Below are 25,321 nucleotides of genomic sequence, written 5' to 3' on the forward strand. Positions count from 1 at the left end.
CGGATTAATCCGGACGCTTTTTTTTGGGAAGACTGTAAATGGAGGAACGGATCGCTTCCACAAACGATTGAAAACGGGGAGTAGGCTCTTTTCTTCCGTGGCTCAAATCTTTGAAAAGCTCCGAACGCATGCCCCGGGTCAGTTCGATTTGCAGTCCTTTGCCCCGGGCTCCGCGATTGACGATGTTTTTCGGGTCCTTCCCTTGCAGATGGCCGGGGGTGGCACCGACCGGAAAGGATGCCTCCAACAGGTGAAACCGGGTTTTTTTCAACAACTCCTCATCCCGGCCGCCGAGGTAAACGAAAGGCTTGTCGCCTTTGGTTCCGTGAACCGCGACCACACCGGAGGCACGTGCCACCAGATGCAAGGCGCGCGGTTCGTCAAAGCGGGTGGAAGTAATGTGGAGATCCCGGTTATTTTTCCTTTTTTCCCCGCTGAAATCATAAAGGCTCCACCTTTTACCGGCGATGGCCCGGGCAATTTCGCTGGTGCCGGCTTCAATCCTCCCGCCGTGAATGGCTAAAATCACGATGTCGGGAAGTGCATACTGAATGTGAATCGTATAGTCTTTTCCGATTTGCTCATGAGCCGACAGTTCTTTAAAATTCGCGTACTTATCCATTTTTAAAAGGATTCTCCTTTGGAACGAAAAAGATTTAAATCGTAATATTTACGATTTACATAGATGTCTAAGGAGGTTATAATGATAAAGATCTGTGAACGAATTTTGTCTGGAGAAGGTGATCCAAAACATGAAACACCTGAAAAGCGCCGTGTGCTGGATCCTTTTCACGGTCCTTGCGCTCACGGGCTGTTCGGCGGTTTCCCCGGAAAAGACCAAGCAGCCGGGGGATAAAATACAGGTCTATACCAGTATATACCCGCTTTACGATTTTGCGAAAAAAATCGGCGGCGAGCATGCGGCGGTGACCAATCTGGTTCCCCCGGGGGTAGAGCCGCATGACTTTGAATTCACAGCACGTGATATGAGCAAGATGAGTGAAGCGGATTTATTTGTTTATAACGGCGGCGGGTTTGAACCGTGGATCGAGCGGGTCAGCCGGATGTTAAATCCGGAGAAAACCAAAATCGTGGAAGCATCCAAGTCGATTTCCCTGCTCCGCGATGATCGACACGAGGGACAAACTGATCCGCATGTGTGGCTGGATCCGATGTTGGCGAAAAAGCAGGCATCGGCCATTTTGGATGCCTTCATTCAGCTGGATCCCCAACACCAGAAGGACTATGAAAAAAATTATAAAGCGTTGGCCGCCGGGCTGGATCAACTGGACCGGGAATACCGGGACATGACGGAGAAAGCCGCCAAAAAGGAGTTTGCCGTTTCCCATGCCTCGTTTTCCTATCTGGCGAAGCGTTACGGACTGACGCAAATTGCCGTTTCCGGACTGAGTCCTTCCGACGAACCGAGCCCCAAAGAACTTCAACAAGTGGTGGAACAAGTCAAATCCCATGACATTGATGTGATTTTCTTTGAAACCCTGGTCAGCAACCGGATTGCCAATGTGGTGAAAAAGGAAGCCGGAGCCGAAGTTCTGGTTTTAAACCCGCTGGAAGGATTGACGGAACAGGAAATGAAGCAAGGGAAGGATTATTTTAGTGTCATGCGTGAAAATAAGGAAAACCTTGCAAAAGCATTGGGGGTTTCTTCTACAGATGAAAACGCCTCTGATTGAAATTGAGCATTTACATTATGCCTATGCGGAACAACCCGTACTGGAAGATATCCATTTGACTGTGGAGGAAGGGGAATTCCTCGGGATCGTGGGGCCAAACGGATCGGGCAAATCGACCTTGGTCCGGTGCCTGCTCGGCTTTTTAAAAACCCGGCAAGGACGCATCCGGGTAAGAGGCGAGGAAGTCTCCAAACTGCAAGACCGGCTGAATGTCGGCTACGTTTCCCAAAAAGCGAACAGTTTCCATTCGATGTTTCCCGCCACGGTGAAAGAAGTGGTTCAATCCGGCTTGTATGGAAAACTGGGGTTATTTCGGCGGCTGAAAAAAGAACATATCGAACAGGTGGAAAATGCCATCGATCTGGTCGGTTTGACGTCCGTCCAAAACAGGAGCATCGGCAAACTGTCCGGCGGTCAGCAGCAACGGGCTTTTATCGCCAGGGCATTGGTGGCTGAACCGGAGCTCCTTGTATTGGACGAGCCTACCGTGGGGGTGGACGAAAAAACAACCGGACAGTTTTATGATTTGTTAAACCGGCTTCACCGGGAAGAGGGTTTGACCTTGCTGATGGTGAATCACGATCTTCAAGCGGTGTCCGGGTTGGCGGATCAGGTGGCCTGCCTCAACCGGCGCTTGATCTTTCACGGCGATCCTGGGGAGTTTCAACAAAGACAGCAGGAAATTTTGAGCAAAGCCTATCAATATGAACTGATGGGCGTCTGACCGGAGAAAGACAGGGAGGGAAGAGCTTTTTTCCTATGATGATGGAGATCTTGCAATATGAATGGATGCAAAACGCGTTTTATGCCGGAATCATCATCGGGTTCATTTCACCGCTTGTCGGCGTATTTTTGGTGGTCCGGCGCATGTCTTTGATTGCCGATGCGTTGTCCCATATCACACTGTCGGGGGTGGCGGCCGGAATGCTGTTGCAAAAAGAGCTGCCGCTTTTTTATGCGGTCAACCCGCTTTATGTCGGCATGGCTTTTGCCGTCGCCGGTTCGGTTTTGGTGGAACAAATCCGCCGCTTGTACAAATCCTTTGAAGAAATCGCCATCCCGATCTTGTTGTCGGGCGGAATCGGATTGGGCGTCGTGCTTATCAGTGCGGCGGACGGTTTCAATGTCGATATCGCCGGGTATTTGTTCGGGAATATCCTGGCCGTCACCCGTGAGGAATTGGGTTTTATGGCAGCCATCGGGGGAATCGTGGTCTTATTCATCCTGATCTTTTACAAAGAAATGTTTGCCCTTGCCTTTGATGAGGAACATGCCGTTTTAACAGGTATCCCCCGCAAAACTTTGCACTTTTTATTTTTGGTGATCGTGGCGCTTGTGATTACGGCTTCCATCCGGGTGGTCGGGATTTTATTGGTCTCCGCCCTCATGACCCTTCCGGTGGCCGCCGGGTTGCAGTTGGCAAAAAGCTTTAAACAAGCGCTGTTTTGGTCGGTGCTTTTTTCGGAGTTGGCCGTTTTCAGCGGACTGATTGCCGCTTATTATCTGGACTGGGCTTCGGGAGGAACCATTGTCATCGTTTCGCTGATCATTTGGCTTTTTATTTTGTGTTTCAAAAAAATGACGAGGAAAACGGGAAGAATTTATTATAAAATAAAGGGAAAGTAATGGTGGAAAATAGGAGAGAGAGGGATGGATTTAAAACAGGCATTGGAAGTGCTGAAAAAAAATGGATATAAATACACCGGCAAGCGGGAAACCATGATGCATATTTTTTGGGAAGAAGGCCGCTATTTAACGGCCAAAGAAGTGTTGGACCAAATGCAGGAGGATTTTCCCGGGCTCAGTTTTGACACCGTGTACCGGAACCTTTCCCTTTTTGAACGGTTGGGTATCATCGAAGGAACGGAATGGGGCGGGGAAAGGCGGTATCGTTTTCACTGTGACCGGGATTCACACCATCATCATATCATTTGCACGGAGTGCGGACGGACCCGTGCCATCCAGCTTTGCCCGATGCATTCCATTTTGGGAGAGCCGGAAAACTTCGCCATTACCGGACACAAGTTCGAGATCTACGGAATTTGTTCCGATTGTGGAGGAGAGCAGACAACACAATAGGGAAAAATGGGATGGGTTGGGACTTGCAAAAAAAAAGCAGGTCCTTTTTTGCACGGGCGGTCCACAAAGGAGGTGAAGTCCGGAATGGATCATGAAACGTATATGAAAGAAGCGCTGGCCGAAGCGAAAAAAGCGGGAGAAATTGGCGAAGTCCCGATCGGGGCGGTGATTGTCAAAGACGGGGAAGTGATCGGACGCGGATACAATCTCAGGGAAACGGGAAATGACCCGACCGCCCATGCGGAAATGATCGCCATTCGCGAGGCCGCCGCGAAAACGGGAAGCTGGCGGTTAAATGATTGCACCTTGTACGTCACCCTGGAGCCGTGCCCCATGTGTGCCGGCGCCATCATCCAAGCACGCATCGACACCGTGGTCTACGGGACAGAAGATCCGAAAGCCGGATGTGCCGGAACCTTGATGAACATCCTTCAGGACGGGCGGTTCAATCACCAAACCGAAATGATCACCGGAGTCATGAAAGAAGAATGCAGCACCATCCTGACTTCTTTCTTCAAAGAACTCCGCCGCCGGAAAAAAGAACAAAAAATGCAGGAAAAATCCTGATTGCCGCTCATATCCACAAAACTCACGGCAATTCCTCTTTCTCTTTTTCCCTTGACAGACATCCATTTCTCCTGTACAATATACAACTGTATGATCAGGATATCATCTTGGAGAGGTGTCCGAGTGGTTTAAGGAGGCGGTCTCGAAAACCGTTGTGCGGGTATTCCCCGTACCGTGGGTTCGAATCCCACCCTCTCCGCCAAACAAGGACTTTCGCAATTAGCGAAAACAAGAAAAAAGGAGGTTTGCAAACATTTTGCAAACCTCCGATTATTTTCCCCCAAATAAGTGGTCGTCCAGTTTCTGGGCGGCCTCTTTTTGCATGTTTGGTAAAACGTGTGAGTAAAGGTCCATTGTAATGGTAATTGTTGAATGGCCTAAGCGCTCTGAAACGATTTTCGGGTGTTCCCCTTGCTGGAGGAGGAGCGTTGCATGAGTATGTCTCAGATCGTGGAAACGGATCGGCGGCAAATTATGTTTGCGGACCAGGCGACCAAAATCCCGGGATACATAGTCGAGATTGTAAGGCGATCCGTCATCTTTGCAAAATATCAAGTCGTGGTCCTGGTATGCAGGGCCCAGGGCAAGTTTATTTGCAGCCTGTTCTTTCTTTATCCGTTTTAGCATGTTTACAATAGAACCAGATACAGCTACGGATCGGCGGCTACCGTCTGTTTTTGCCGCATCACGAAACACGAAACCGTCACCTTTTGTCCGATACAAGGTTTGTCTTACGCTGATTACTTGGTTCTCAAAGTCAACGTCACTCCATCGGAGGGCGAACAGCTCCCCGCGTCTCATTCCGGTATTGACAGCAAAAAATATGGGCTCGTACAACTTAGAGCCCTCCGCCGCTTTTAGCAGCCGGAGAACTTCATCTCGTGTTAATACCGTTAGTTGCTTCCGCTTTGGTTTTGGTGGCGACACAGCCCTTACCGGGTTAACAGCAATAACTTGCCATTTTACGGCTTGCTCCAGCGCTTCATGCAAGACCCTGTGATGGTGATAGACGGATCGGGCTGATAAGCCGCCTTTTCCATCCGTTCTCCCGCTGCTCAGCTTCTCAGAGTAGTATCTTTGGATATGGAGCGGCTTTAGTTTGTCGAGCGTCATTTTACCTAAAGACGGGATCAGATGCCTGGTTATTATATATTCGTAACCTTCATAGGTCCGAGGTGCGCAGTTGGTCTTCGCATAGTCTTCAAGCCAGCGTTTCAGGTATTCCTCAAGCGTGATTTTCGCCGGCTCTATGAGTCCCCCTTGATTCAGTTCGTGAATCTTTGCGGCCATTGCGCGCTCGGCTTCTCTTTTTGTTTTGAAACCAGAGAACCATTTTTGCCTTCTCTGTCCTGTTTTCGGATCCCGGCCAATGTCCAGGACGAAACACCATTTAGAACCGCGTTTACGAATGTGCCCCTTCATCCGACTCCCCCTTTAAGCCTTCAATGATGGCATCAACATGTGCAAGCAAGGGCCGAACCTGATGATCCGGCAATGGGTTCCCCTCATCATCCGTTAACAAACCTTGTTCCAAGACGGCTTTAAGAGCTTCTATTTTTAAAGGACGTACAATCTCTGCCCAGGGCAGAACCGTTACCAGCAAATCAAGTTTTTCGTCTTCTTTAAGATATTTCAGCAACTCTTCAGGGTGGGATTGCATCATTTCCAAGTACTTTCTATATGTTTCACCATCCTCTCCCCTGTTTTCCAATTCCTTGATGATTAAATCCTTATTGGGTGAGATTACCCACTTAATAATCGTTTCTAACGCTGAGTCAAAGCCTCCCAGATCTTTGACTTTTGACGATACATCATCGACCAAATCATCAAGGCTGCTGATATACCGATACAGCCCCATTTCCTCTTTTAGATCCTTTGGGATTTTCTCAACAAACCCTTTTATAATAAGACGTTGCGGATCGCCTCCGGTTACTTCGGCAAGCACCCTTGAAATTTCTTCAGATGGGGCGGGCCTTTTTCCTAATCGGAGTTTGCTGATATAAGTGGGGTGAATCTGGACGCCTTTTTTCGCACACTCTTTTGAAATCTGTTCTAGAGTTTTACCGGATTGTTTAATGTAACGTTGCAACAATTCAGCATAAGTCATCGTTTATCCCTCCTTTCTTCCTTTAATAATTACCATCGAATGATTATATTTTATTCTAGACAATATTGTCAATATCAACAAGACAAAAATACCATCTAGACAAAAAAGTCTTGACGCCAAAATAAAGGCGCGATATACTTGCTATAGACAAAAAGTCTAAGGCGGAAAAGCCCGACAGATAAGGTTTTTTCGCCTTGAAAAAATCCATTGACAAGATTGTCTAGACGAAATTATAATTGAGCCAGACAAGTCAGTCATTGAAGAGAGGTGAGATCAAATGAGGAAAAATCGGATTAGGGAATTCCGAAAGCAGCGCGGTTTAACGCAATATGAGCTTGCGCTCATGTTCCGGGATCCCGTGCATCCCACCTATATATCCCGGTGGGAGCGAGGGGTGTCGGCCCCGACGGTGGATCACCTTTTAGAACTAGCTAGGATTTTCCAGGTCCGACCCGATGAGATTTACATCATAGACTGACAGTCCGGCTGTAGAAAGGGGGGATCGCATGCTGACCGATTGGACTGAGTGTAAAGGCCACCAAATACGGGTTAAGCCGAAATGGCGGCTGACACCTGAGATTACTGACTTTGTTGTTGAATGTCTTCGCGGACTGGCCGCCAACTTTGCCTCAGAGGGCGATTGGGGCATGGTGGACGAAACGATGAAGGATCTCGGACGTGTTTGGTACGGTCCCGTGAACAGCCGGAAAAAAATCATTGAGGATCTTCTTTGGAGTTGGGTGACCGACTTTCCGGCGGAGTTCAAACGCTACTCAGTAGTCAGACAGGTCATTGATATCCGCGAAATCTCAGGGAGGAGAGTGGGCTGATGGCTTATCATGAGGAATCCGATCCGATCGTACAACTCCTCCAGGCGGTTGCCGATCTGAACAAACAGGTCCTGCGGCTGGCCAGCCAAATGGACCGGTCGGAGGCGTTGACCTACAGCGTGGAGCAGGCCGCTGAAGTTTTGGGCGTTTCCCGGTCTAAGATGTATGACATTCTCCATCGCCCGGACTTCCCGGTGGTTGACGTCGGAAATCGGAGATTAATCCCCCGCCGGCAATTGGAGCGCTGGCTGGAGAATCAATGCGAAAGGAGGGCGTCCCAGTGAAAATCAACCCCAGAGAATGGTTGGCGCTTCCGGATGAGGAGCGGACGCGACGGATTGATGAAGTCGCTGGTAAAAGCGCCGGAGAAGGGAAAGTAACCGTGGAGCTGTTAGATGGCAGAACGGAGACGATCTCTCGGGAATGCTTCGAGACCATCATGGTCTTTGCAACCTTGGATCTCTTGAAGTCGCAGCTCAAGGATGCGTACCAACAGATTAAAGAGATGGCCAAAGAAAAATAAACCGGGACACAAAGTACCCGGCAAAAATAAAAAGTTCCTTCCTCTATCCTACATAAAAACGGTAGGGGAATCAACGAGGAGGTCTAAACGTGAAAATCGTTATAGAGATCCCCGATGAAGCGGTCGAAATGCTGAAAGATATGGCGGTGGCGCTGCAAACCATCGCCAGGACTGTCACTGTTGTAACGGAATCTCCTGAGCAAAAGCCAGGGCAAAAACCAGCCAAACCCGAGCAAAAGCCGGATCCACAGCCCAAAGTCAGCTTGGAGGCAGTCAGGGCGAAACTCGCCGATCTGTCACGGAACGGCAAACGCCGCCAAGTCAAAGAGCTGATCCAATCCTTTGGGGTTAAAAAGCTGACAGAGATTCCAAAAGATAAACTCGGTGAGCTGATGGAGAAGGTGAGGGAGATCGCTTGAAGCACGCTATTTTATCTGCTTCCGGGGCGCATCGGTGGATGAAGTGCACGCCGAGCGCCCGGCTGGAGCAGGATTTCAAGGACGAGCAGAGCCCATACGCCAAAGAAGGCACGAAAGCCCACCAGTTGGCGGAGCAGTGGCTCCAGTATCATCTGGGGGAGCGCTCCGATCCGCCCCAGGGAGAACCGGAGATGACGGATTACGTAGAGGTGTACGTGAACGCTGTATTGGAGCGGATCACACCAGGAGCAACGGTCCTGCTTGAGCAACGGCTGGATTTCAGCCCCTGGGTTCCGGAGGGTTTCGGGACAGGAGATGCTGTGATTATCGCTGACGGCAGGCTGGAAATCGTTGATTTGAAGTACGGTAAAGGCGTGCCGGTGTCAGCAGAGGAAAACCCGCAGTTGAGGTTGTACGCTCTGGGAGCTATCAATGACTTCGACTGGTTGTATGACTTTGACACCGTCCGGATGACGATCGTCCAGCCCCGATTGGATAACATCTCATCAGAAGAAATGACTGTCGATGAGTTGTGGCAATGGGGAGAATCAATTAAGCCGCTGGCAATGCGGGCTTTTATCGGCGAGGGGGATTTTATCCCTGGTGAGCATTGCCGGTTCTGTAAAGCCCGGTATACCTGCCGGGCGCGGGCAGAGGCAAATCTGGAGCTTGCGAGGCTTGATTTCCGGGAGCCGGAGACCCTGACCGTTGAGGAAATCGCTGAAGTGCTCAAGCAAGCGGAAGACTTGCAGCGTTGGGTGAGAGACGTTAAAGAGTATGCGCTGAATCAAGCCTATCGGCACGGGGTTAAATTCCCCGGCTGGAAAGTGGTAGAAGGGCGCAGCGTTCGGAAATACACCGATGAAGAAGCTGTGGCCAGACGCTTGCAGGAGGAAGGACACGACCCTTATAAAAAGGTGCTGTTGACGATTACGGAGCTTGAAAAGCAACTCGGCAGGAAACGCGTCGGGGAGGTCATTGGCGATCTGATCGAAAAGCCGTCTGGCAGACCGGCGCTTGTACCCGAGACGGATAAAAGACCTGAAATTTTAACGGCTGCTGCCGAAGACTTCAAAAATTAACTAAAAGGGGATTGATATCAATGGCACAAACTGCGAAAAAACTGAACACTAAAGTTGTTACCGGGAAAGTCCGTTTTAGCTATGCGAATGTATTTCAACCGCGTGCTGCTGTTGAAGGTCAAGAACCGAAATATTCCATCTGCATTTTGATCCCGAAAACGGACAAAAAGACTCTCGCGAAGATCAACGCTGCCATTAAAGCCGCCGCTGAGCAAGGAAAAGAACGCTGGGGTGGGCGTGTTCCGGCAAACCTGAAAACCCCGCTGCGTGATGGAGATGTGGAGCGCCCGGATCAACCGGAGTTCCAAGGCCACTATTTCCTGAACGCCAACAGCAAATTTAAGCCGGGAATCGTCGACAGAAACCTGGATCCGATCATGGACCAAACCGAATTTTACAGTGGTTGCTATGGCCGGGCCTCCATTAACTTCTACGCCTACAGTGTATCCGGAAATCGCGGAATCGCCGCAGGGTTGAACAATCTGCAAAAGCTGGAAGACGGTGAGCCCCTTGGCGGACGTGTCAGCGCTCAAAGCGAGTTTGGCGGGCTCGACGATGAAGAAGATGAGGATTTCTTGAGCTAATAAACAGGAGAGGGGCTTAAGCCCTTCTCCTTTCTAAACCTCATAAAGGGAGCGTTTTATATGATCCTCAGTATCGACATTGAAACCTATTCCAGCATTGACTTGAAGACGCATGGCGTATATCGCTATGTAGAAGCTCCGGATTTTGAGATTCTTCTTTTCGCTTATGCTTTTAATGACGAACCCGTCCAGATTGTTGATCTGGCTCAAGGGGAAGAGCTGCCGGCTGAGGTAAGACGGGCGCTCACAGATCCCGACGTGGTAAAAACGGCTTTTAATGCGAACTTTGAAAGGGTTTGTATTCAAAAACACTTTGGCATCCCTACGCTCCCGGAGCATTGGCAGTGCAGCATGGTTCATGCCCTGACACTCGGGCTGCCGGGAAGCCTGGACGGCGTGGCAAAAGCAATGAAGCTGGAACAGCAGAAAGACGCAGCCGGTAAACGGTTGATCCGATATTTTAGCATTCCCTGTAAGCCCACAAAGGCCAACGGAGGGCGCAAGCGGAACTTACCAGAGCACGACCCCGAGAAGTGGGAAGCGTTTAAGGAATATTGTCGGCAGGACGTAGAGGTGGAACGGGCGATACGGAATAAGTTGGCCAAATACCCCCTCACTGAAAAGGATCTATGGGCGATTGACCAACGGATTAATGACACGGGGATCCGTTTGGATTTGGAGCTGGTCCGCCGTGCGATTGAATGTGATACGCAGTATCGGGAACAGTTGGAAGCGGAAGCAGCCCGGTTAACAGGGTTAGAAAACCCCAACAGCGTGGCGCAGTTGAAAGATTGGTTAGCCCGTGAAGGTATAGAGACAGACAGTCTGACTAAAAAGATTGTGCCCAAACTGATGAGGGCTGCAAACGGAGCAGCCAAGCGGGTTCTTGAGATTAGACAGGAGCTGTCTAAGACCAGCGTTAAAAAGTATCAGGCGATGGAGCGGGCCGTATGTCAAGACGGGCGCGCGCGAGGGCTCCTGCAATATTACGGCGCAAACCGAACCGGGCGCTGGGCTGGTCGCCTGATCCAAGTGCAGAACCTGCCGAGGAATGAGCTGGAAGACTTGGACCTTGCCCGGCAGCTCCTGAAAGAGGGGCACTTTGAAGACTTGGAGTTATTGTACGGCAGCCCACAAGATGTTCTCTCTCAGTTGATCCGGACGGCTTTTATCCCGTCTCCCGGCTGCCGGTTCATCGTTTCGGACTTCTCCGCTATTGAAGCCCGGGTTATTGCATGGCTGGCCGGTGAGAAATGGCGATTGGATGTGTTTAACTCTCACGGGAAGATTTATGAGGCCTCCGCTAGCCGGATGTTCAACGTTCCAATTGAGCAGATCACCAAAGGCAGCGAACTGCGGCAGAAAGGGAAAGTGGCGGAGTTGGCTTTGGGTTACCAAGGCGGCAAAGGAGCGCTAATCCAAATGGGAGCGTTAGATAAGGGATTGACGGAAGATGACCTCCCGGACTTGGTAAGCTCCTGGCGGTCCTCAAATCCCCGAATCGTTCAGTTCTGGCGGGATATGGAGCATGCAGCGTTGGAGGCGGTGCGGGATAAAAAAACGGTCCGGCTTCAATACGGGCTGGCGTTTATCTATCGCCCCGGTGTCTTGTTTCTCCAGCTGCCATCCAGCCGAAAAATCGCCTATGTCAGACCGAGGATTGAAACAGACGATCAATTTGGCAAAGAGTCTTTAACTTATGAATCCAACAACGGACGGGAGAAAACCTATGGCGGCAAGCTGGTGGAAAACTGCGTTCAGGCAGTCGCCAGGGATTGCTTGGCGGAGGCATTGCGCCGGCTGGAAAATGCGGGTTACCGGATTGCATTCCATGTACACGATGAGGTTGTTTGCGATCAGGCTCACGGCTCAGCTGATGAGATGGCGGCAATTATGTCCGAGCCGATCCCGTGGGCTCCAGGGTTGCCGCTGGAGGCTGACGCTTTTGAAACTGACTATTACACGAAGGGGTGAAAATGATTGCAAGAATACAAACTCCAAAATACACATGAATTAACCATTTATGTTGGCCCCAGCCGGGACGCGCGCGAGTGGTCCCCTGAAACCCTGACATGGGGGGAGCTTGTAGGCCGTTTGTCAGAAGTGGTGCGGACCTATGAGACCTTTGAAGCTTACCAAAGCATGCCAAAAACAAAACGTGACAGCCTAAAAGATGTCGGCGGATTTGTCGGAGGCGCGCTAAAAGGTGGCCGGCGCCGGGCGGAAAGTGTTGCTTGGCGCAGCCTCATCACCTTGGATTGCGATTACGCTCCAAGGCTGCTTGATCAGTCAGAAGTGGATTTCGCCTGCTTTCTGTATACGACCCATTCCCATTCACCCGACAAGCCGCGCTTTCGCCTGATCGTGCCGCTTAAATATAACATCAGCCCTGAGCAATATCCGGCGGTCGCGCGCTGGGTGGCAAACAGTCTCGGAATTATGGAATGGGTGGATCCGACGACTTTCGAGGTTAACCGGCTGATGTACTGGCCAAGCGCTTCGAAAGATGGAGAATTTGTCTGCTGGGAACAAAAAGGACGTTGGGTGGATCCGGCTGAGATCCTGGCACAGTATGAAAACTGGGAAGATGCCGCACAGTGGCCACGATCCTCCCGAGAGGACCGGGGGATAAAGCGGCAGGCGAAAAAGCAGGGCGACCCGCACGAAAAACCCGGTGTTGTTGGGGCGTTCTGCCGGACCTATGACATCGAAATGGCCATTGAGGAATTTTTAAGCGACGTGTATGAGCCGTTTGGGGAAGCCCGATATACGTATAAAGCCGGATCCACCGCCGGCGGTGTAGTGGTTTACGACGATGGGAAATTCGCCTATTCCTTCCATGCAACAGACCCAATCGGCGGAAAATTGGTTAACGCTTTCGACTTGGTGAGGATCCACTTGTTCGGCGATCGGGATGAAGAGGCAGCACCGGGTACGCCCGTCAACCGGCTACCCTCCTATAAGGCCATGATGAGTCTGGCTTTGGAGGATGAGGAAGTCAAAAAGACAATGGGCCTTGAGCAATTGGGGGCTGCGAAAGAAGATTTCCAAGACGGCAGCATAGATTGGTTGTCAAGGCTCGAACGTCATCCGAGATCCGGGCAATTAATGGTCACTTTCCGTAACTTTGAATTAATCCTTGAGAACGACCCGAAGTTAAAAGGCTGTTTTGGTTATGACCGTTTTGCACATCGTGTCGCCGTGCTAAGACCTCTGCCGTGGAAAGATAAACCCGGGCTGTTTGACAACATGGACGATGCCGCGCTTAGAGGCTACATCGAGAACACATACGGCATCCGGCATAAGGACCGCTTGACGGACGCCCTGCTGATGACGTCACGGAAAAACGCTTTTCACCCGGTCGAAGACTACCTGAACGGCTTGGAATGGGATGGGGTCCCCCGGTTGGAGACGGTGTTCATTGAATATTTAGGCGTTAAAGACAGTCTGCATACCCGGAAACTGACCAAGAAAGCCCTTGTCGCCGCCGTCAAACGCATCTTTGAGCCTGGCGCTAAATTCGATGAAATGATTACACTTGTCGGGCCACAGGGTATTGGGAAGAGCCGGATTATCCACAAATTATCCAAAGGGTGGTTTACGGATTCTCTGGACAATCTGAATGGCAAGGACGCTTATGAATCCCTGCAGGGCGTGTGGTTGGTGGAAATGGCCGAGATGTCAGCCATTAAAAGGGCGGCAGATGTGGAAATGGTGAAAAAATTTCTCTCGAAACAATATGACCGCTATCGGCCGCCTTACTCCCGAATGGTGGAGGAGTATCCAAGGCAATGTATTTTTATCGGATCCACCAACACTTTTGAATTCTTGGTTGATAAAACCGGTAACCGGCGCTTTTGGCCTTTCCAATGTGTCAATGAGCCGGTGCGGTCGTTGGCGGAGCTAACAGATGATGAGGTTGATCAAATTTGGGCGGAGGCGGTCACGTACTACCGGGAAGGATACCCCACTTACTTGGATCCGGAAGAAGACGCGGATACCATCGCTTGGGTGAAGGAGATGCAACACGAGCACACAGAGGAAAACTCCCTGACTGGACTCATCCAAGATTTTCTCGACCTGCCACTGCCGGAAGATTGGGAAGAGCGGGACATTGCCAGCCGGCGGGCATACCTCGAAGGGATTGAGGGCGCGCCAATGAATGGCCAGCCCCGGACAAAAGTCTGCGTCATGGAAGTCTGGACGGAGCTGCTGGGAAACGACCCGGCAAGGCTGGATTTGAGGGCCTCAAGAGAAATTGGGGCGATCATCGCTAATACTCCGGGCTGGAAACGATGGGGCAGGCTGCGGTTCAAACACTACGGAACCCAAAGGGCCTTTATCCGTGAACAGTTACCGTGAACAGTTTAGGGTAAACTGTTCACACCTAAAATTTTCCAGCGTTCACATTGTTCACACCTGACATTAAAACTGTTCACGCCCCTAAACCCTTATATTATCTATATTCTCTTTTATTAAGTGAACAGTGTATACAATGTGAACGGTTAAATAAAGTTATGGGGTGGTAGGGAGATTAGAGAGGTTAGAGAGGTAAAATGACCTCTCAAATACCCTCTATACGCTCTATTAGGGGATAGATGTTTTTGAACACGCACATTGTTCACAGTGTCATCGGGAGGCAGAAATGAGAGAAAAACAGATCGAACAGCGTTTTAAACGTGAGGTGGAGAGACGGGGAGGTTTGGCGTTGAAATTTACGCCCCCTGGCTGGGTAGGCGCGCCGGATCGAATCGTATTAATGCCTGGCGGCCGTGTGGCATTTGTTGAACTGAAAGCGCCTGGAGGAAGAGTGAGACCTCTTCAACGAAAACGGATCGATGAACTCCGGGCCATGGGGTTTTATGTGGCAGTGATTCATTCAGTGGATGGGATAAATGAATTTATCGAGGAGTGGCTGTCATGAAATTTACACCTTATCCATACCAGAAGCGCGCGATTCAACATATTCTCGACCATCCTTCTGCCGGGTTGTTCTTAGAGATGGGGCTTGGAAAGAGTGTTATTACGCTAACCGCGATTACCGAGCTGCTACACAACAGCTTTGAAATTGAACGGGTGCTAGTCATCGCGCCTCTGCGTGTGGCGGATACTGTGTGGACCGCAGAGGCTGAGAAGTGGGACCATACACGACACCTGAGAATCTCCAAGGTATTGGGACCGAAAAAGAAACGGATTGAGGCCTTGAATACGCCAGCGGACGTTTATGTGATCAACCGTGAAAATGTAGAGTGGATAGTGAATCATTATGGTCGGTCCTGGCCGTTTGACATGGTGGTCATCGACGAGCTGAGCTCCTTTAAGTCCCCATCCTCCCGGCGATTCCGGGCACTGCGAAAAGTGCTGCCGCTAATTAATCGGATCGTCGGGCTGACCGGGACCCCGGCTCCGAACGGACTGATTGACCTGTGGTCACAAATCTACCTGCTGGATCAGGGGGAGCGTTTAGGTCCGACCATTACCGGCTACAGGAACCGGTATTTCATACCGGGTAAGAGGAGGGACCACATCGTGTATGAGTGGATCCCGATTTCAGAGGAGGTGATTTACGAGAAAATATCGGACATCTGCATCAGCATGAAGGCGGAGGACTGGTTGGATATGCCGCAACGGATAGACCGAACCGTAACTGTTACGCTACCGCCAGCGGCACGGGCCAGATACAAGCAATTGGAGCGGGATCTCCTTTTACCGTTTGCCGATGGGGATGTGGTGGCGAATACAGCGGCGGTCTTGGCCGGCAAATTGTTGCAACTAGCAAACGGGGCGGTCTATGACGAAAACCACAAAGTACAGGAAATCCATAAAGCCAAGTTGGAAGCGTTGGGGGATATCATCGAAGCAGCTAATGGGAAGCCCATTCTGGTGTTTTATACCTATCAACACGATCTACACCGGATCCAAAAACGTTTTTCCGTGAGGACGCTGGAATCTTCCAAGGACATCTCCGATTGGAATGCCGGCCGGATTCCGGTCTTACTGGCTCACCCGGCCAGCGCCGGACACGGTCTAAACCTGCAAGCCGGAGGTAATACCATCGTTTGGTTTGGACTTCCTCACAGCCTTGAGCTTTACGAACAAGCAAACGCCCGATTATATCGACAAGGGCAAAAGGAAAATGTGATCATCTACCATCTGGTCACAGAGGGAACGATTGACGAGAATGTGATGAAGGCTCTGGCAAGGAAGGCGCTGACACAAAATGATCTGATGCAAGCAGTAAAAGCGAGAATATCAGAAATTCCTAGGAGTCGAGGAGCATGAAAGCCATTGCTAGGCCAAAAACAAAGACAATAACGCGTAAAAGAAACAAAGGTGTTGTTTATTCATGCGCTAAATGCAAAAGAGCAATCGAAGTATATATCCCGGCCGTTGTTGTTTGTGGTTGCGGTCGGAGGATGATGAAGGAGTGAAAGATATGAGAGCTGTTATCTGCGATCAATGCAAAAACACTATTGGCCCCTATGCAAACATTACAGTCGACTCTGAACTAAAGCAAATAGGAGACCCCGACGAGTGGCATTTTTGCTCGTGGGCTTGTCTGGGGCAATTTGCAATGGAGAAAGGAGAAAAGAGAAATGGGAAGATATCGAACTGACGATTATACCACAGCAGAGCTTGCGTACATATGCAAGTTCTATGAGTATGACGGGCCGTCCCGTTTAGGCATAGCCCTGAATAGATCACCAAAGACCATATCTCAGACCGTCCGAAAATTAAAAAAGAGCGATAAATATGAGTTTTACAAAAAGCTTTGGGATGTATTGTTTGAAAAAGGCGCGTGAAAAAGAGCAGCCCGTCATTTTGGGCTGCCCTAAGATTAGACAACATTATTATAATATGGGGGGAAGCAGGATGGGAGCAGCAAGAAAATGGAAAAAACCAGAACACCGGAAAAAAGTTGAACGTCTTCTTTGTGACTTTGTGCCAATGAAAGAGTCATTAAAGGGATGGGATCTGTTCCCTTCCTGTGTCCCGGCATATGGAGAAGAGAGCGGTTCAGCTTCTTCTTTTTGTTCATCTACTGAGCGTTACGCTATTAAACGAGCGGAAAGAAGAAAGCTTGTTCAGCAAATAGAGAAGGCCCTGAATGTATTAAGCCAGGAAGAGCGGGAAGTTATTGAAAGGACTTACTTTGAAGAACTGTCTACGATTCAAGTCTGCATGGAGTTAAAGTTTAGTGAAAGAACCTATAGACGGATCAAGTCTAGGGCGTTAGAGAAAATTGCCGTGGCTTTAAATTTAGCTTGACCGTTTTTTGGCCGTTTTTTGACCGTTTTAAAGGCCATTTAGATGATAATATGATAGTGCCGAATCGAAGGCATTGCAATAGCTTAAGGGGGAGGAAGCGGCTGTTTATGGCCGCTTTCTGGTATTTCAAGTAAACAAGATAGGAGAATGAAATTAATGGCTGTATTCGAATCGAAGATCTATTTTACATGTTGGAGCGAAGGTACAGGTAAAGTTAGTGATGGTTTCCGTGATGGACCGCGTGAGATTGTTGCTGAAAGCTCACAAGAAGCTCCTTTCATTCACTATCTTCAAATGATTGATGACCCTGATGGCTTTTTGGCAAAGAGATATCAGCCTTTAGAATTAACAGCGGCAGAAGTAAGTGAGGTTCAAAATGTGAATCAATTAATAGTCGATTTTATTAAAAACCCTTCTACTGACAATACCGTTATTTATACTTACAAATACGAATCGCTAGAAGAAATAGACAAAGTCGCTGTTTTTAACGAGGCGTTAAGGGCTTTTTGCAATGACCAACTTACTAATGGGTTTGATTGCGACTTGCGGACCGATGTTATACAGTTAAAAGAACGTGAAACCAGTACGACCTAAAATAGGATTTGCTAAAAACCGGGAGATACTAAAAACATGGAGGTGTATCCCCTCTCTTCTCTCTCTATATGTAGTGCCTCCCGGTTTTTTATATAGAAATGGATAAATGGAAAGCAGACCGCATGATGTGGTCTTTTTTATTTGGGGGGAAAATATGGAGAGAATCATACAGGGTGATTGTTTAGAAGAACTGAAAAAGCTACCTGATAATAGCATTGATAGTATCATCACTGATCCACCATTTTTTTGTCCAGCTACCCACTATCAAAGCAGGGTTAATTGGGGCAGAAAATGGTCGGATATGAGCGTTTTAGAGCATTGGTGGAGGCTTATTTGTGATAACTTGAGGCGAGTTTTGAAGCCAACCGGTCATATAATAGTATTTTGTAATTCCGATAGTTATCCGGCCTTTTACCCTCCGATGTTTAACAGATGGGATAAATTGGTCTGTTTGGTGTGGGATAAAGAAAGAGTTGGGTTAGGCCGAATATGGAGACATCAACATGAATTAATTATTGCTGGTCGGAATAAAGGCGCTTATGAGCCGAACGACGGGGTTTTAAGAAGTGATATATTACGATTCAAGGCGACTAAATCCAAAGATAGGAAACACCCTGTAGAGAAACCAGTTGAATTGCTTGCCGAATTAATAAAAGCGACCACTCCACCAGGTGGAATTGTGCTTGACCCCTTTGCGGGATCCGGCAGCACATTGGTAGCCGCCAAGCGCGAGGGGTTTAATTATGTCGGCATCGAGAAAGAGGCAGAGTATGTGAAGATCGCAAATGAACGATTGAAACTGTCTGTTTGACCAGGAAAGGTAATAAATCGCTTTCTCCTTCCGAATGAAAAAGTAGGGGGAGATATGATGTTTATACTTTTAGCGTCAATATTTGTATTGTTTTTTATTTTTGGATTTGTTGGGGCCATTTATCCAACCAAACTCCACAAACGAATGAAGTTGGGCAATAGATTGAGGAATGTTGCCTTGTTCTTTGTGTCCTTTATTGCTTTTTTTGTTGTGGTCATTAATTCGCCGGATCCTGAGGCGCAAAGCCGACCAGCGCAACCTGTTAAGCCATCAGCTCAAGAGCCGATAAAAGATCCGACTAAGTCAGAGGAAGCAACAAAAGATGTAACTAAGTCAGCAGAAACAATAAAAGTGGAGGATTGGGAAGGCGAAATTAAAAAGATCGCGGCGTCAGATAAGACTAAAACAGAAAAATTTGACGAGGTATCAATCCTATCGAAAAACTACAGGCCGGATGAAAATGAACTAGCAGATTTTGAATCACATATAGTTCGCGAATTTATAAGCGGCCGGTATTTGAAAACGCCTGAGGATGATTTGTACATGTTAACAAACATTTTCAAGGCTGATGTAGTTAATCGGCAGTATCACGATAAATATCAAGTGCCAATTGATGAATTTGCTTTTGATTTCTGGCAGAACACTAAGTATGTTTATCGTGGTGTTGATGATGTAGACAGCCAAGCTGTCAAAGCAAATGAAAGACAAATGAAAAAAGCGTTGAAGAAGATGGGGCGGACCACTTGATGTGGTCTTTTTTGTTTGGGGGTGAAGATATGAAGGAATGGGCCAAATCATTTTATAAAGGGAAGGCGTGGCGGCAGTGTCGTGACGCTTTTTTTGCATCTAAGTTTGGATTGTGTGAAAGGTGTGGCGGTCCAGGCAAAATTGTTCACCACAAAGTTTATCTAACTCAAGACAATATCAATGATCCTAGCATAAGTCTTAACTTTAATAACCTGGAGTTGTTATGCCAGGACTGTCACAACAAAGAACACCATGGTGGTAAAGCGACAAGAGATGATGTCATGTTTGATGAGAGCGGGAACCTGGTGAAGTTATAGCCCCCCCGGTTCAAAAAGTAAAACCCCCTGGCTAGGGACCGGTGGGGGCACCTTCGAAAAATACACGCCTCAATCTCCCATGACCCCCACCCATTGAGGAGTGATAAAGAGGTGAAATAACGATGGCTAGAAAAAAGGAATTAACCAAAGATGAAAAGATAAAGAAAGAGATTAGGAGACTTAAGAGGATATACAAAGACTTAGAAGGTAAAAAGAAGCAGGTTGCAGAGGGACTTATTAATGAAGCTGCATTTATGAAAGCTACACTTGAAGAGTTGAAGATATTAATTGATGAGAAGGGGCCTATTGATGAAATGCCACAGGGAGATTATTCAATTCTAAGGGAACATCCGGCTGTTAAGACTTATAACACTATGATTCAGCGATACGGAACAATTATGAAGCAATTGACTGATCTATTGCCTAAAGAAATACAGCAAGAGCCGGATGACGGATTTGAGGCGTTTGTGATGTCCCGTGATTAGGTATCCGCTTGATTATAACCCGATCCTTGAGTATTGGGAGAGGATTCAAGCCGGGGAAGAGGTTGTATCTCAAAAAGTTAAGCGTGTATATCAGAAGCTTGTATCTGATTTAAATGACAAAAAGAGTGAATGGGAATATAACCCCAAAAGGGCCAATCATGCCATTGAGTTTATTGAGAACTTTTGCAAACACAGTAAAGGGAAAATGGGCGGAAAACCATTTATCCTGGAGCTGTGGCAAAAAGCAATGATCGCGGCGCTTTTTGGCTTTGTTCATAAGATCGACCAGACACGAAAATATAGGGAACTCTTATTTATTGTTGCCAGGAAGAATGGTAAATCAGCTCTCGGCTCTGCGATTGCTCTTTATATGTTGGTTGCTGATGGGGAGGCAGGGCCAGAAGTTGTATCAGCAGCGACTAAAAAGGACCAGGCAAAAATCATCTGGCTGGAATCAAAGCGAATGGTTAAGAAATCGCCGGTATTATCCAAGCGAATCAGGACACTTGTTGCAGAACTAATTAGTGATTTTAATGATGGTTCGTTCAGACCGCTATCAAGTGATTCCAACACGCTTGACGGCCTTAATGTCCATTGCTCTCTTATCGATGAACTTCACGCGATTCAAGACAAGAACTTGTATGACGTTATTGTGGATGGTATGTCGGCTCGTGAACAGCCGCTTTCGATCATTACCACAACAGCCGGAACCGTTCGCGAGGGGATTTTTGATATCAAATATGACGAGGCCGAGCGGATTATTAATGGTTATGATGATCCGGATGGATACAAAGATGAAAGAGTATTACCGATCATCTACGAGCTCGACAGGCGCGAAGAATGGACAGATGAAAAGGCATGGAAAAAAGCAAATCCTGGCTTGGGAACGATCAAAAGCATTGACCAGCTACGCCAAAAGGTGAAGAAAGCCCAAGCAAATCCTTTGTTAGTAAAAAATTTGCTGACAAAGGATTTCAATGTTCGGGAAACAACAACTGAAGCCTGGCTTACCTTTGAACAGCTCGACAACAAAGAAACATTTGATATATCCAAGCTTAAACCGCGCTATGGGATCGGCGGCGCGGACCTTTCCAGTACAACAGACTTGACGGCTGCTTGTGTTCTGTTCATGGTCCCAGGGAGTGACAAAATTTATTTTGAGCATATGTATTGGCTTCCTGAAGACTTGCTGGAGAAGCGCGCGCAGGAAGACAAAATCCCTTATGACTTATGGCATGAACAAGGGTTATTGAGAACCTGCCCAGGGAATAGCGTACACCCTAAATATGTCACTGAATGGTTTTTGGAGATGATGAACGAAAAAGATATTTATTTATCATGGGTGGGTTACGATTCTTGGAGCGCTAAATATTGGGTTGAAGAAATGGAAAATACATTCGGGAAGCAAGTGATGGTTCCGGTCATCCAGGGGAAAAAGACACTTTCAGGACCAATGAAAAAACTCGGGGCAGATTTGGAAGCGAAGAAAATTGTATATAACAACAATCCTATTACGAAATGGTGCCTAAGTAATACATCAATTGATATAGATAAAAACGATAATATCCAGCCAGTCAAAAATGCTCAGCGTCGACGGATTGATGGAACAGCGGCCATGTTAAATGCCTATGTTGTGCTACAAGACAAGTGGAATGATTATGTAAACATCATTTAGGGGGTGCGTTAGATGCCAAGTATTAATGATTATGCCCCGCGTAGCGGGCGAATCATTGGAGAAGATGGCCAGATTTATAACATTGTTGATTTATTACAAACAGGCGGAGGTGGCGGAAATATGAGATTTCACTTTGGAGAAGGTGCACCTGGAGAAAGCCTAGGCGCGCCGGGTGATGTTTATTTAAACAGTGTCAATGGTGATTTTTATCAAAATCAAAATGGCACTTGGACTCAGATCGGGACATTGAGAGGACCCCAAGGACCTCAAGGGCCTCAAGGACCAGAAGGGCCGCAAGGGGAACAAGGACCAAAAGGTGATCCTGGTGAGGATGGAGTTGGAGTTGTAAATATCACATCAGATGGAACAAACATTACATTTCATATGTCTGATGGAACAACGTATGATATTCCTTGGCCAGCTCAGTAAAGGGGGTGTTTCAGATTGGATTGTTAGATAGATTTAGAAATAAAAAAGTGAAGGTAACATCGTATCAAATGATCACGGAAAATGGCCATGGTTTTTATGCTTGGAATGGCCGCTTGTATCAATCAGACATAGTAAGAGCAGCTATCAGACCGAAGGTTCGAGCTATAGGGAAAGCTGTAGCAAAGCATGTCCGCCAAGATCCCAAAGGAACAAAAGTTAATCCTGATGCATATATGCGATTTTTACTGGAAGAACCAAACAGCTATATGAGCGGTCAACAGCTACAAGAAAAATTGGCGACACAACTTGAATTAAACAATAACGCTTTTGCCTATATTGATCGAGATGAAAACGGAATGCCAATCGCGATTTACCCGATTACTTCAACCAGCGTTTCTGCTCTGCTAGATGATCAGAATCGTCTTTATTTACGGTTTACATTGCGAAATGGGAAAACAGCCACACTGCCGTATGCGGATATTATTCATTTAAGGAAAGACTTCAACGAAGATGATATTTTTGGGACATCCCCGGCAGAGGCTTTAACCCCATTAATGGAAATCGTCAATACGACAGACCAAGGGATCGTAAAAGCCATTAAAAACAGCGGAGTTATTCGCTGGCTGTTGAAGTTCCATCAAAGTTTGAGGCCCGAGGACATCAAAAAAGAGACAAAAAGATTTGTAGAGGACTTTCTTTCAACTGAAAGTAGTGCCGGCGCAGCTGCAACAGATGCAAAAGCTGATGCTATACAAGTTGAACCCAAAGATTATGTACCAAACGATAAGCAAATGGACAAAACAGTACAACGAATTTACTCCTTTTTCAATACAAATGAAAAGATTGTCCAGGGCAATTACACTGAAGATGAATGGATTTCATATTACGAGTCAGCGATTGAACCTGACATCGTACAAATGAGTAATGAATTTACAAGGAAGTTGTTTACCAGGCGAGAAAGAGGATTTGGAAATCGAATTGTGTTTGAAAGCTCTAACCTGACATTTGCAAGCATGGATACAAAATTAAGATTAGTTGAATATGTTGACCGGGCAATCATGAGCCCGAATGAGGTAAGGGAAACCCTTGGTCGTGCCCCATATGAGGGAGGAGATGAAATGATTCGCCGCCTGGATACCAGGCCGGCTGATGAATAATTGAAAGGGGGTGTCGAAGATGGCGAAGGTCAAAATTAAGGGGGCTATTGTGTCTAATGACGATAAATGGGCTTATGACTTTTTCGGACTTGAGGCCACAAGCCCCAATGAAGTGGCAGATGCCCTTGAAAAAGCAAATGGCGAACAGTTAGAAGTCTTAATTAACTCCCCTGGCGGTGATGTGTTTGCAGGCTCAGAAATTTACACTTTGCTAAAAGACTACAAAGGGGAGGTGACGATTAAGATTACCGGTGTAGCCGCAAGCATGGGTTCAGTCATTGCGATGGCTGGTGACAAAGTAAAAATAAGCCCAACAGCGCAAATCATGATTCATAATGTGTGGTCTATGGCTGTAGGAGATTATCGAGACATGAAACATGAGTCGGATGTGCTAAAAAATATGAATCGTTCCATTGCTGCGGCATACCAAAATAAAACTGGTTTAAGTGAAAATGAATTGCTTGGTATGATGGATCGCGAAACCTGGATGAATGCCCAGGAAGCGAAGGAAAAAGGGTTTGTTGATGAAATCCTGTTCGAAGAAAAGAACATGCAAATGGTGGCGTGTGCAAGCCATTTGCAACTTTTGCCAAAACAAGTCATTAACAAGCTCCGTAATATGCAAGACAAAATCAAGAACCCGGTTGAATCTTCTAAAGACGAGATTCAACCGGGTATTTTGTTGGCCAAATTTAACTATTTGAAATTAAAAGGAGTGATTTTATGAACCTCGAACAGTATAAGGCTCAACGCAAGGCCTTGATGGATGAAGCAGAATCTTTGATTGAAAAAGGGAAGGCAAATGAAGCAAACGCGAAAATGGAAGAGGTTAAAAAACTTGATGACAAGTGGGAAGAGGTAAAGATTGCAAATGCAAATCTGAATGCATTAAAAGACACTGAGGTTTTTGTTGATCTTGAAAAGAAATCAGCCAAAGTGAAAGGAGAAAGAGAGTTGGAATTTTCGACAAAGGAAGCGAGAAATGTTGATGAGAAAAAGGCGTATGAAAAAGTTTGGGCAAAACACATGATGGGGTTTGCACTTGATCAAAACGAAAGAGAGTTATTCAACAAGTTTAATCCTGACTTCCAAAATGCTTATACCCATGACACCACTAATACCGAAGTATTGATCCCGGAAACAGTTGCAGAAGGAATTTGGAAGCGAGCAGAGGAGAATTACCCGCTCTATGCGGATGCGCGTAAATACAATGTGCGCGGTAAATTTACTATTAAGAAGCATGTGTCAATTGATGCAGGCGATGCGGCATGGTATACGGAAGGAACACCCACTGAAGACGAACAGAATACGTTCGGCGAACTTGTACTTGATGGCCACGAGTTGGCAAAAGCAGTAACGGTTACTTGGAAATTGCAAGCTATGGCAGTAGAAGACTTTATTCCGTTTATCACTGAAGAGCTTGGGGATAGAATCGGGGCTGCATTGGGAGTGGCCGCTGCACAAGGGACCGGTGAAGGACAGCCCAGAGGAGTAGAAACGGCCTTGCTCGAAGAGTCTGGAACGCCGCAAGTTGTTACTTATAGTGAAGACAATCCGCTTAGCTATCAGCATTTAACACAAGCCATGGGGCTTATTCACTCTTCATACTTGAGCGGTGCAGCGATTTATGCAAACAACGCAACGATTTGGGGGCAGCTGGCAAACTTGATGGATAATGACGGGCGACCGTTATTTATTCCTGATGTGACCAGCGGCGGTGTTGGTCGGATGTTTGGTTTGCCGGTCAAGCCAGATGCTGGTGTATCAGAGGGTTCGATCATCATCGGAAATGCCAATCGAGGCCTTGTATTTAATGTCAGCGAACCCATGAGCGTGATGACAGAACAGCATGTAAAATCGCGTACAACTGATTACGCTGCTTATACCGTTGTTGACGGTGATGTGATTGATGAAAAAGCGTTTGCTTTGATCACTGAACCTGTTGCATAAGG

The 25,321-nt window shown here is 47.5% G+C and carries 30 protein-coding genes and 1 tRNA gene; 28 read left to right on the forward strand and 3 right to left on the reverse strand.

The genetic code is table 11. The features are described 5' to 3' along the window. Positions 1-4: 4 nt before the first annotated feature. The gene (locus I8U21_RS03730) at positions 5-622 is read right to left on the reverse strand and encodes a poly-gamma-glutamate hydrolase family protein (protein WP_198053301.1); all 618 of its coding nucleotides are present in this window, start codon (positions 620-622) and stop codon (positions 5-7) included. A gap of 130 nt (positions 623-752) precedes the next feature. On the opposite strand from I8U21_RS03730, the gene I8U21_RS03735 reads away from it, so the two are divergent. The 6 genes from I8U21_RS03735 (at position 753) to I8U21_RS03760 (ending at position 4,542) form a co-directional block, all read left to right on the forward strand. Next, entirely contained in the window at positions 753-1,694 is a 942-nt protein-coding gene (locus tag I8U21_RS03735) for a metal ABC transporter substrate-binding protein (RefSeq protein WP_198053302.1), read from the forward strand. Then, the gene (locus I8U21_RS03740; protein ID WP_037996590.1) at positions 1,675-2,418 is read left to right on the forward strand and encodes a metal ABC transporter ATP-binding protein; all 744 of its coding nucleotides are present in this window, start codon (positions 1,675-1,677) and stop codon (positions 2,416-2,418) included. The genes I8U21_RS03735 and I8U21_RS03740 overlap by 20 nt, the downstream gene beginning before the upstream one ends. 35 nt (positions 2,419-2,453) lie before the next feature. Further along, complete coding sequence (locus I8U21_RS03745) at positions 2,454-3,320, forward strand: metal ABC transporter permease (protein ID WP_198053303.1); 867 nt, start codon at positions 2,454-2,456, stop codon at positions 3,318-3,320. A gap of 24 nt (positions 3,321-3,344) precedes the next feature. Then, complete coding sequence (locus tag I8U21_RS03750; protein ID WP_037996594.1) at positions 3,345-3,773, forward strand: Fur family transcriptional regulator; 429 nt, start codon at positions 3,345-3,347, stop codon at positions 3,771-3,773. An 84-nt stretch (positions 3,774-3,857) separates the two neighbouring features. Next, a complete protein-coding gene (gene tadA / locus I8U21_RS03755; RefSeq protein WP_037996612.1) occupies positions 3,858-4,340 on the forward strand; it encodes a tRNA adenosine(34) deaminase TadA in 483 nt (160 codons plus the stop codon). A gap of 109 nt (positions 4,341-4,449) precedes the next feature. Continuing rightward, positions 4,450-4,542, forward strand: a tRNA-Ser gene (locus tag I8U21_RS03760). Between the two features lie 68 nt (positions 4,543-4,610). Here the strand turns inward: I8U21_RS03760 and I8U21_RS03765 are convergent. Together I8U21_RS03765 and I8U21_RS03770 are read right to left on the reverse strand one after the other, a co-directional pair. Further along, positions 4,611-5,762 (reverse strand): site-specific integrase, encoded by a 1,152-nt coding sequence (locus tag I8U21_RS03765; RefSeq protein ID WP_198053304.1) that lies wholly within the window; start codon positions 5,760-5,762, stop codon positions 4,611-4,613. Next, positions 5,743-6,447: a hypothetical protein gene (locus I8U21_RS03770; protein WP_198053305.1), complete on the reverse strand. Its 705-nt coding sequence runs from the start codon at positions 6,445-6,447 to the stop codon at positions 5,743-5,745. The genes I8U21_RS03765 and I8U21_RS03770 overlap by 20 nt, the downstream gene beginning before the upstream one ends. A gap of 277 nt (positions 6,448-6,724) precedes the next feature. Here I8U21_RS03770 and I8U21_RS15255 point away from each other — a divergent pair, with 277 nt between their 5' ends. The 22 genes from I8U21_RS15255 (at position 6,725) to I8U21_RS03880 (ending at position 25,319) form a co-directional block, all read left to right on the forward strand. Beyond that, on the forward strand, positions 6,725-6,925 hold the full coding sequence (locus I8U21_RS15255) for a helix-turn-helix transcriptional regulator (protein WP_181733006.1): 201 nt from the start codon (positions 6,725-6,727) through the stop codon (positions 6,923-6,925). A gap of 28 nt (positions 6,926-6,953) precedes the next feature. After that, a complete protein-coding gene (locus tag I8U21_RS03780) occupies positions 6,954-7,277 on the forward strand; it encodes a hypothetical protein (protein WP_198053306.1) in 324 nt (107 codons plus the stop codon). Next, on the forward strand, positions 7,277-7,561 hold the full coding sequence (locus I8U21_RS03785; protein WP_198053307.1) for a helix-turn-helix domain-containing protein: 285 nt from the start codon (positions 7,277-7,279) through the stop codon (positions 7,559-7,561). Before I8U21_RS03780 ends, I8U21_RS03785 begins: the two co-directional genes overlap by 1 nt. Next, a complete protein-coding gene (locus tag I8U21_RS03790) occupies positions 7,558-7,800 on the forward strand; it encodes a hypothetical protein (RefSeq protein WP_198053308.1) in 243 nt (80 codons plus the stop codon). Before I8U21_RS03785 ends, I8U21_RS03790 begins: the two co-directional genes overlap by 4 nt. A gap of 89 nt (positions 7,801-7,889) precedes the next feature. After that, on the forward strand, positions 7,890-8,219 hold the full coding sequence (locus tag I8U21_RS03795; protein WP_198053309.1) for a hypothetical protein: 330 nt from the start codon (positions 7,890-7,892) through the stop codon (positions 8,217-8,219). Then, on the forward strand, positions 8,216-9,301 hold the full coding sequence (locus tag I8U21_RS03800; protein ID WP_255516920.1) for a DUF2800 domain-containing protein: 1,086 nt from the start codon (positions 8,216-8,218) through the stop codon (positions 9,299-9,301). The genes I8U21_RS03795 and I8U21_RS03800 overlap by 4 nt, the downstream gene beginning before the upstream one ends. Positions 9,302-9,321: 20 nt before the next feature. Beyond that, complete coding sequence (locus tag I8U21_RS03805) at positions 9,322-9,885, forward strand: DUF2815 family protein (protein WP_198053310.1); 564 nt, start codon at positions 9,322-9,324, stop codon at positions 9,883-9,885. Positions 9,886-9,945: 60 nt separating this feature from the next. Further along, a complete protein-coding gene (locus I8U21_RS03810) occupies positions 9,946-11,859 on the forward strand; it encodes a DNA polymerase (protein ID WP_198053311.1) in 1,914 nt (637 codons plus the stop codon). 6 nt (positions 11,860-11,865) lie between these two features. Next, positions 11,866-14,247 (forward strand): virulence-associated E family protein, encoded by a 2,382-nt coding sequence (locus I8U21_RS03815; protein WP_198053312.1) that lies wholly within the window; start codon positions 11,866-11,868, stop codon positions 14,245-14,247. Between the two features lie 283 nt (positions 14,248-14,530). Beyond that, positions 14,531-14,809: a VRR-NUC domain-containing protein gene (locus tag I8U21_RS03820; RefSeq protein ID WP_198053313.1), complete on the forward strand. Its 279-nt coding sequence runs from the start codon at positions 14,531-14,533 to the stop codon at positions 14,807-14,809. Further along, the gene (locus I8U21_RS03825; RefSeq protein ID WP_198053314.1) at positions 14,806-16,167 is read left to right on the forward strand and encodes a DEAD/DEAH box helicase; all 1,362 of its coding nucleotides are present in this window, start codon (positions 14,806-14,808) and stop codon (positions 16,165-16,167) included. The genes I8U21_RS03820 and I8U21_RS03825 overlap by 4 nt, the downstream gene beginning before the upstream one ends. A 471-nt stretch (positions 16,168-16,638) precedes the next feature. Then, complete coding sequence (locus I8U21_RS03830; RefSeq protein WP_198053315.1) at positions 16,639-17,154, forward strand: ArpU family phage packaging/lysis transcriptional regulator; 516 nt, start codon at positions 16,639-16,641, stop codon at positions 17,152-17,154. A gap of 156 nt (positions 17,155-17,310) precedes the next feature. Continuing rightward, positions 17,311-17,748 carry a hypothetical protein gene (locus tag I8U21_RS03835; RefSeq protein ID WP_198053316.1) on the forward strand — a complete coding sequence of 146 codons (438 nt, stop codon included), beginning with the start codon at positions 17,311-17,313 and terminating at the stop codon, positions 17,746-17,748. A gap of 106 nt (positions 17,749-17,854) precedes the next feature. Further along, positions 17,855-18,559 (forward strand): DNA-methyltransferase, encoded by a 705-nt coding sequence (locus tag I8U21_RS03840; RefSeq protein WP_198053317.1) that lies wholly within the window; start codon positions 17,855-17,857, stop codon positions 18,557-18,559. Between the two features lie 57 nt (positions 18,560-18,616). Next, positions 18,617-19,306, forward strand: a complete 690-nt coding sequence (locus tag I8U21_RS03845; RefSeq protein ID WP_198053318.1) for a hypothetical protein — start codon at positions 18,617-18,619, stop codon at positions 19,304-19,306. A 29-nt stretch (positions 19,307-19,335) separates the two neighbouring features. Beyond that, complete coding sequence (locus tag I8U21_RS03850) at positions 19,336-19,623, forward strand: HNH endonuclease (protein WP_198053319.1); 288 nt, start codon at positions 19,336-19,338, stop codon at positions 19,621-19,623. 122 nt (positions 19,624-19,745) lie between these two features. Beyond that, entirely contained in the window at positions 19,746-20,108 is a 363-nt protein-coding gene (locus I8U21_RS03855) for a hypothetical protein (protein WP_181732310.1), read from the forward strand. After that, complete coding sequence (locus I8U21_RS03860) at positions 20,101-21,783, forward strand: terminase large subunit (RefSeq protein ID WP_198053320.1); 1,683 nt, start codon at positions 20,101-20,103, stop codon at positions 21,781-21,783. The genes I8U21_RS03855 and I8U21_RS03860 overlap by 8 nt, the downstream gene beginning before the upstream one ends. 12 nt (positions 21,784-21,795) lie before the next feature. Continuing rightward, positions 21,796-22,212, forward strand: a complete 417-nt coding sequence (locus I8U21_RS14915) for a hypothetical protein (RefSeq protein WP_232337491.1) — start codon at positions 21,796-21,798, stop codon at positions 22,210-22,212. A 20-nt stretch (positions 22,213-22,232) separates the two neighbouring features. Further along, the gene (locus tag I8U21_RS03870) at positions 22,233-23,369 is read left to right on the forward strand and encodes a phage portal protein (protein ID WP_232337492.1); all 1,137 of its coding nucleotides are present in this window, start codon (positions 22,233-22,235) and stop codon (positions 23,367-23,369) included. Positions 23,370-23,388: 19 nt separating this feature from the next. Beyond that, entirely contained in the window at positions 23,389-24,096 is a 708-nt protein-coding gene (locus I8U21_RS03875) for a head maturation protease, ClpP-related (protein ID WP_198053321.1), read from the forward strand. Beyond that, positions 24,093-25,319, forward strand: a complete 1,227-nt coding sequence (locus I8U21_RS03880; protein ID WP_198053322.1) for a phage major capsid protein — start codon at positions 24,093-24,095, stop codon at positions 25,317-25,319. The genes I8U21_RS03875 and I8U21_RS03880 overlap by 4 nt, the downstream gene beginning before the upstream one ends. Positions 25,320-25,321: the final 2 nt, after the last annotated feature.

The organism is Thermoactinomyces sp. CICC 23799, from assembly GCF_016055145.1.
Lineage (GTDB): Bacteria > Bacillota > Bacilli > Thermoactinomycetales > Thermoactinomycetaceae > Thermoactinomyces > Thermoactinomyces intermedius.

Bases quoted from the DNA above. Each gene is read 5' to 3' on its own strand.
- I8U21_RS03730 (WP_198053301.1), bottom strand. From the start codon at position 622: ATGGATAAGTACGCGAATTTTAAAGAACTGTCGGCTCATGAGCAAATC.
- I8U21_RS03735 (WP_198053302.1), top strand. From the start codon at position 753: ATGAAACACCTGAAAAGCGCCGTGTGCTGGATCCTTTTCACGGTCCTT.
- I8U21_RS03740 (WP_037996590.1), top strand. From the start codon at position 1,675: ATGAAAACGCCTCTGATTGAAATTGAGCATTTACATTATGCCTATGCG.
- I8U21_RS03745 (WP_198053303.1), top strand. From the start codon at position 2,454: ATGATGATGGAGATCTTGCAATATGAATGGATGCAAAACGCGTTTTAT.
- I8U21_RS03750 (WP_037996594.1), top strand. From the start codon at position 3,345: ATGGATTTAAAACAGGCATTGGAAGTGCTGAAAAAAAATGGATATAAA.
- tadA (WP_037996612.1), top strand. From the start codon at position 3,858: ATGGATCATGAAACGTATATGAAAGAAGCGCTGGCCGAAGCGAAAAAA.
- I8U21_RS03765 (WP_198053304.1), bottom strand. From the start codon at position 5,762: ATGAAGGGGCACATTCGTAAACGCGGTTCTAAATGGTGTTTCGTCCTG.
- I8U21_RS03770 (WP_198053305.1), bottom strand. From the start codon at position 6,447: ATGACTTATGCTGAATTGTTGCAACGTTACATTAAACAATCCGGTAAA.
- I8U21_RS15255 (WP_181733006.1), top strand. From the start codon at position 6,725: ATGAGGAAAAATCGGATTAGGGAATTCCGAAAGCAGCGCGGTTTAACG.
- I8U21_RS03780 (WP_198053306.1), top strand. From the start codon at position 6,954: ATGCTGACCGATTGGACTGAGTGTAAAGGCCACCAAATACGGGTTAAG.
- I8U21_RS03785 (WP_198053307.1), top strand. From the start codon at position 7,277: ATGGCTTATCATGAGGAATCCGATCCGATCGTACAACTCCTCCAGGCG.
- I8U21_RS03805 (WP_198053310.1), top strand. From the start codon at position 9,322: ATGGCACAAACTGCGAAAAAACTGAACACTAAAGTTGTTACCGGGAAA.
- I8U21_RS03810 (WP_198053311.1), top strand. From the start codon at position 9,946: ATGATCCTCAGTATCGACATTGAAACCTATTCCAGCATTGACTTGAAG.
- I8U21_RS03820 (WP_198053313.1), top strand. From the start codon at position 14,531: ATGAGAGAAAAACAGATCGAACAGCGTTTTAAACGTGAGGTGGAGAGA.
- I8U21_RS03825 (WP_198053314.1), top strand. From the start codon at position 14,806: ATGAAATTTACACCTTATCCATACCAGAAGCGCGCGATTCAACATATT.
- I8U21_RS03830 (WP_198053315.1), top strand. From the start codon at position 16,639: ATGAGTTTTACAAAAAGCTTTGGGATGTATTGTTTGAAAAAGGCGCGT.
- I8U21_RS03835 (WP_198053316.1), top strand. From the start codon at position 17,311: ATGGCTGTATTCGAATCGAAGATCTATTTTACATGTTGGAGCGAAGGT.
- I8U21_RS03840 (WP_198053317.1), top strand. From the start codon at position 17,855: ATGGAAAGCAGACCGCATGATGTGGTCTTTTTTATTTGGGGGGAAAAT.
- I8U21_RS03845 (WP_198053318.1), top strand. From the start codon at position 18,617: ATGTTTATACTTTTAGCGTCAATATTTGTATTGTTTTTTATTTTTGGA.
- I8U21_RS03850 (WP_198053319.1), top strand. From the start codon at position 19,336: ATGAAGGAATGGGCCAAATCATTTTATAAAGGGAAGGCGTGGCGGCAG.
- I8U21_RS03855 (WP_181732310.1), top strand. From the start codon at position 19,746: ATGGCTAGAAAAAAGGAATTAACCAAAGATGAAAAGATAAAGAAAGAG.
- I8U21_RS14915 (WP_232337491.1), top strand. From the start codon at position 21,796: ATGCCAAGTATTAATGATTATGCCCCGCGTAGCGGGCGAATCATTGGA.
- I8U21_RS03875 (WP_198053321.1), top strand. From the start codon at position 23,389: ATGGCGAAGGTCAAAATTAAGGGGGCTATTGTGTCTAATGACGATAAA.
- I8U21_RS03880 (WP_198053322.1), top strand. From the start codon at position 24,093: ATGAACCTCGAACAGTATAAGGCTCAACGCAAGGCCTTGATGGATGAA.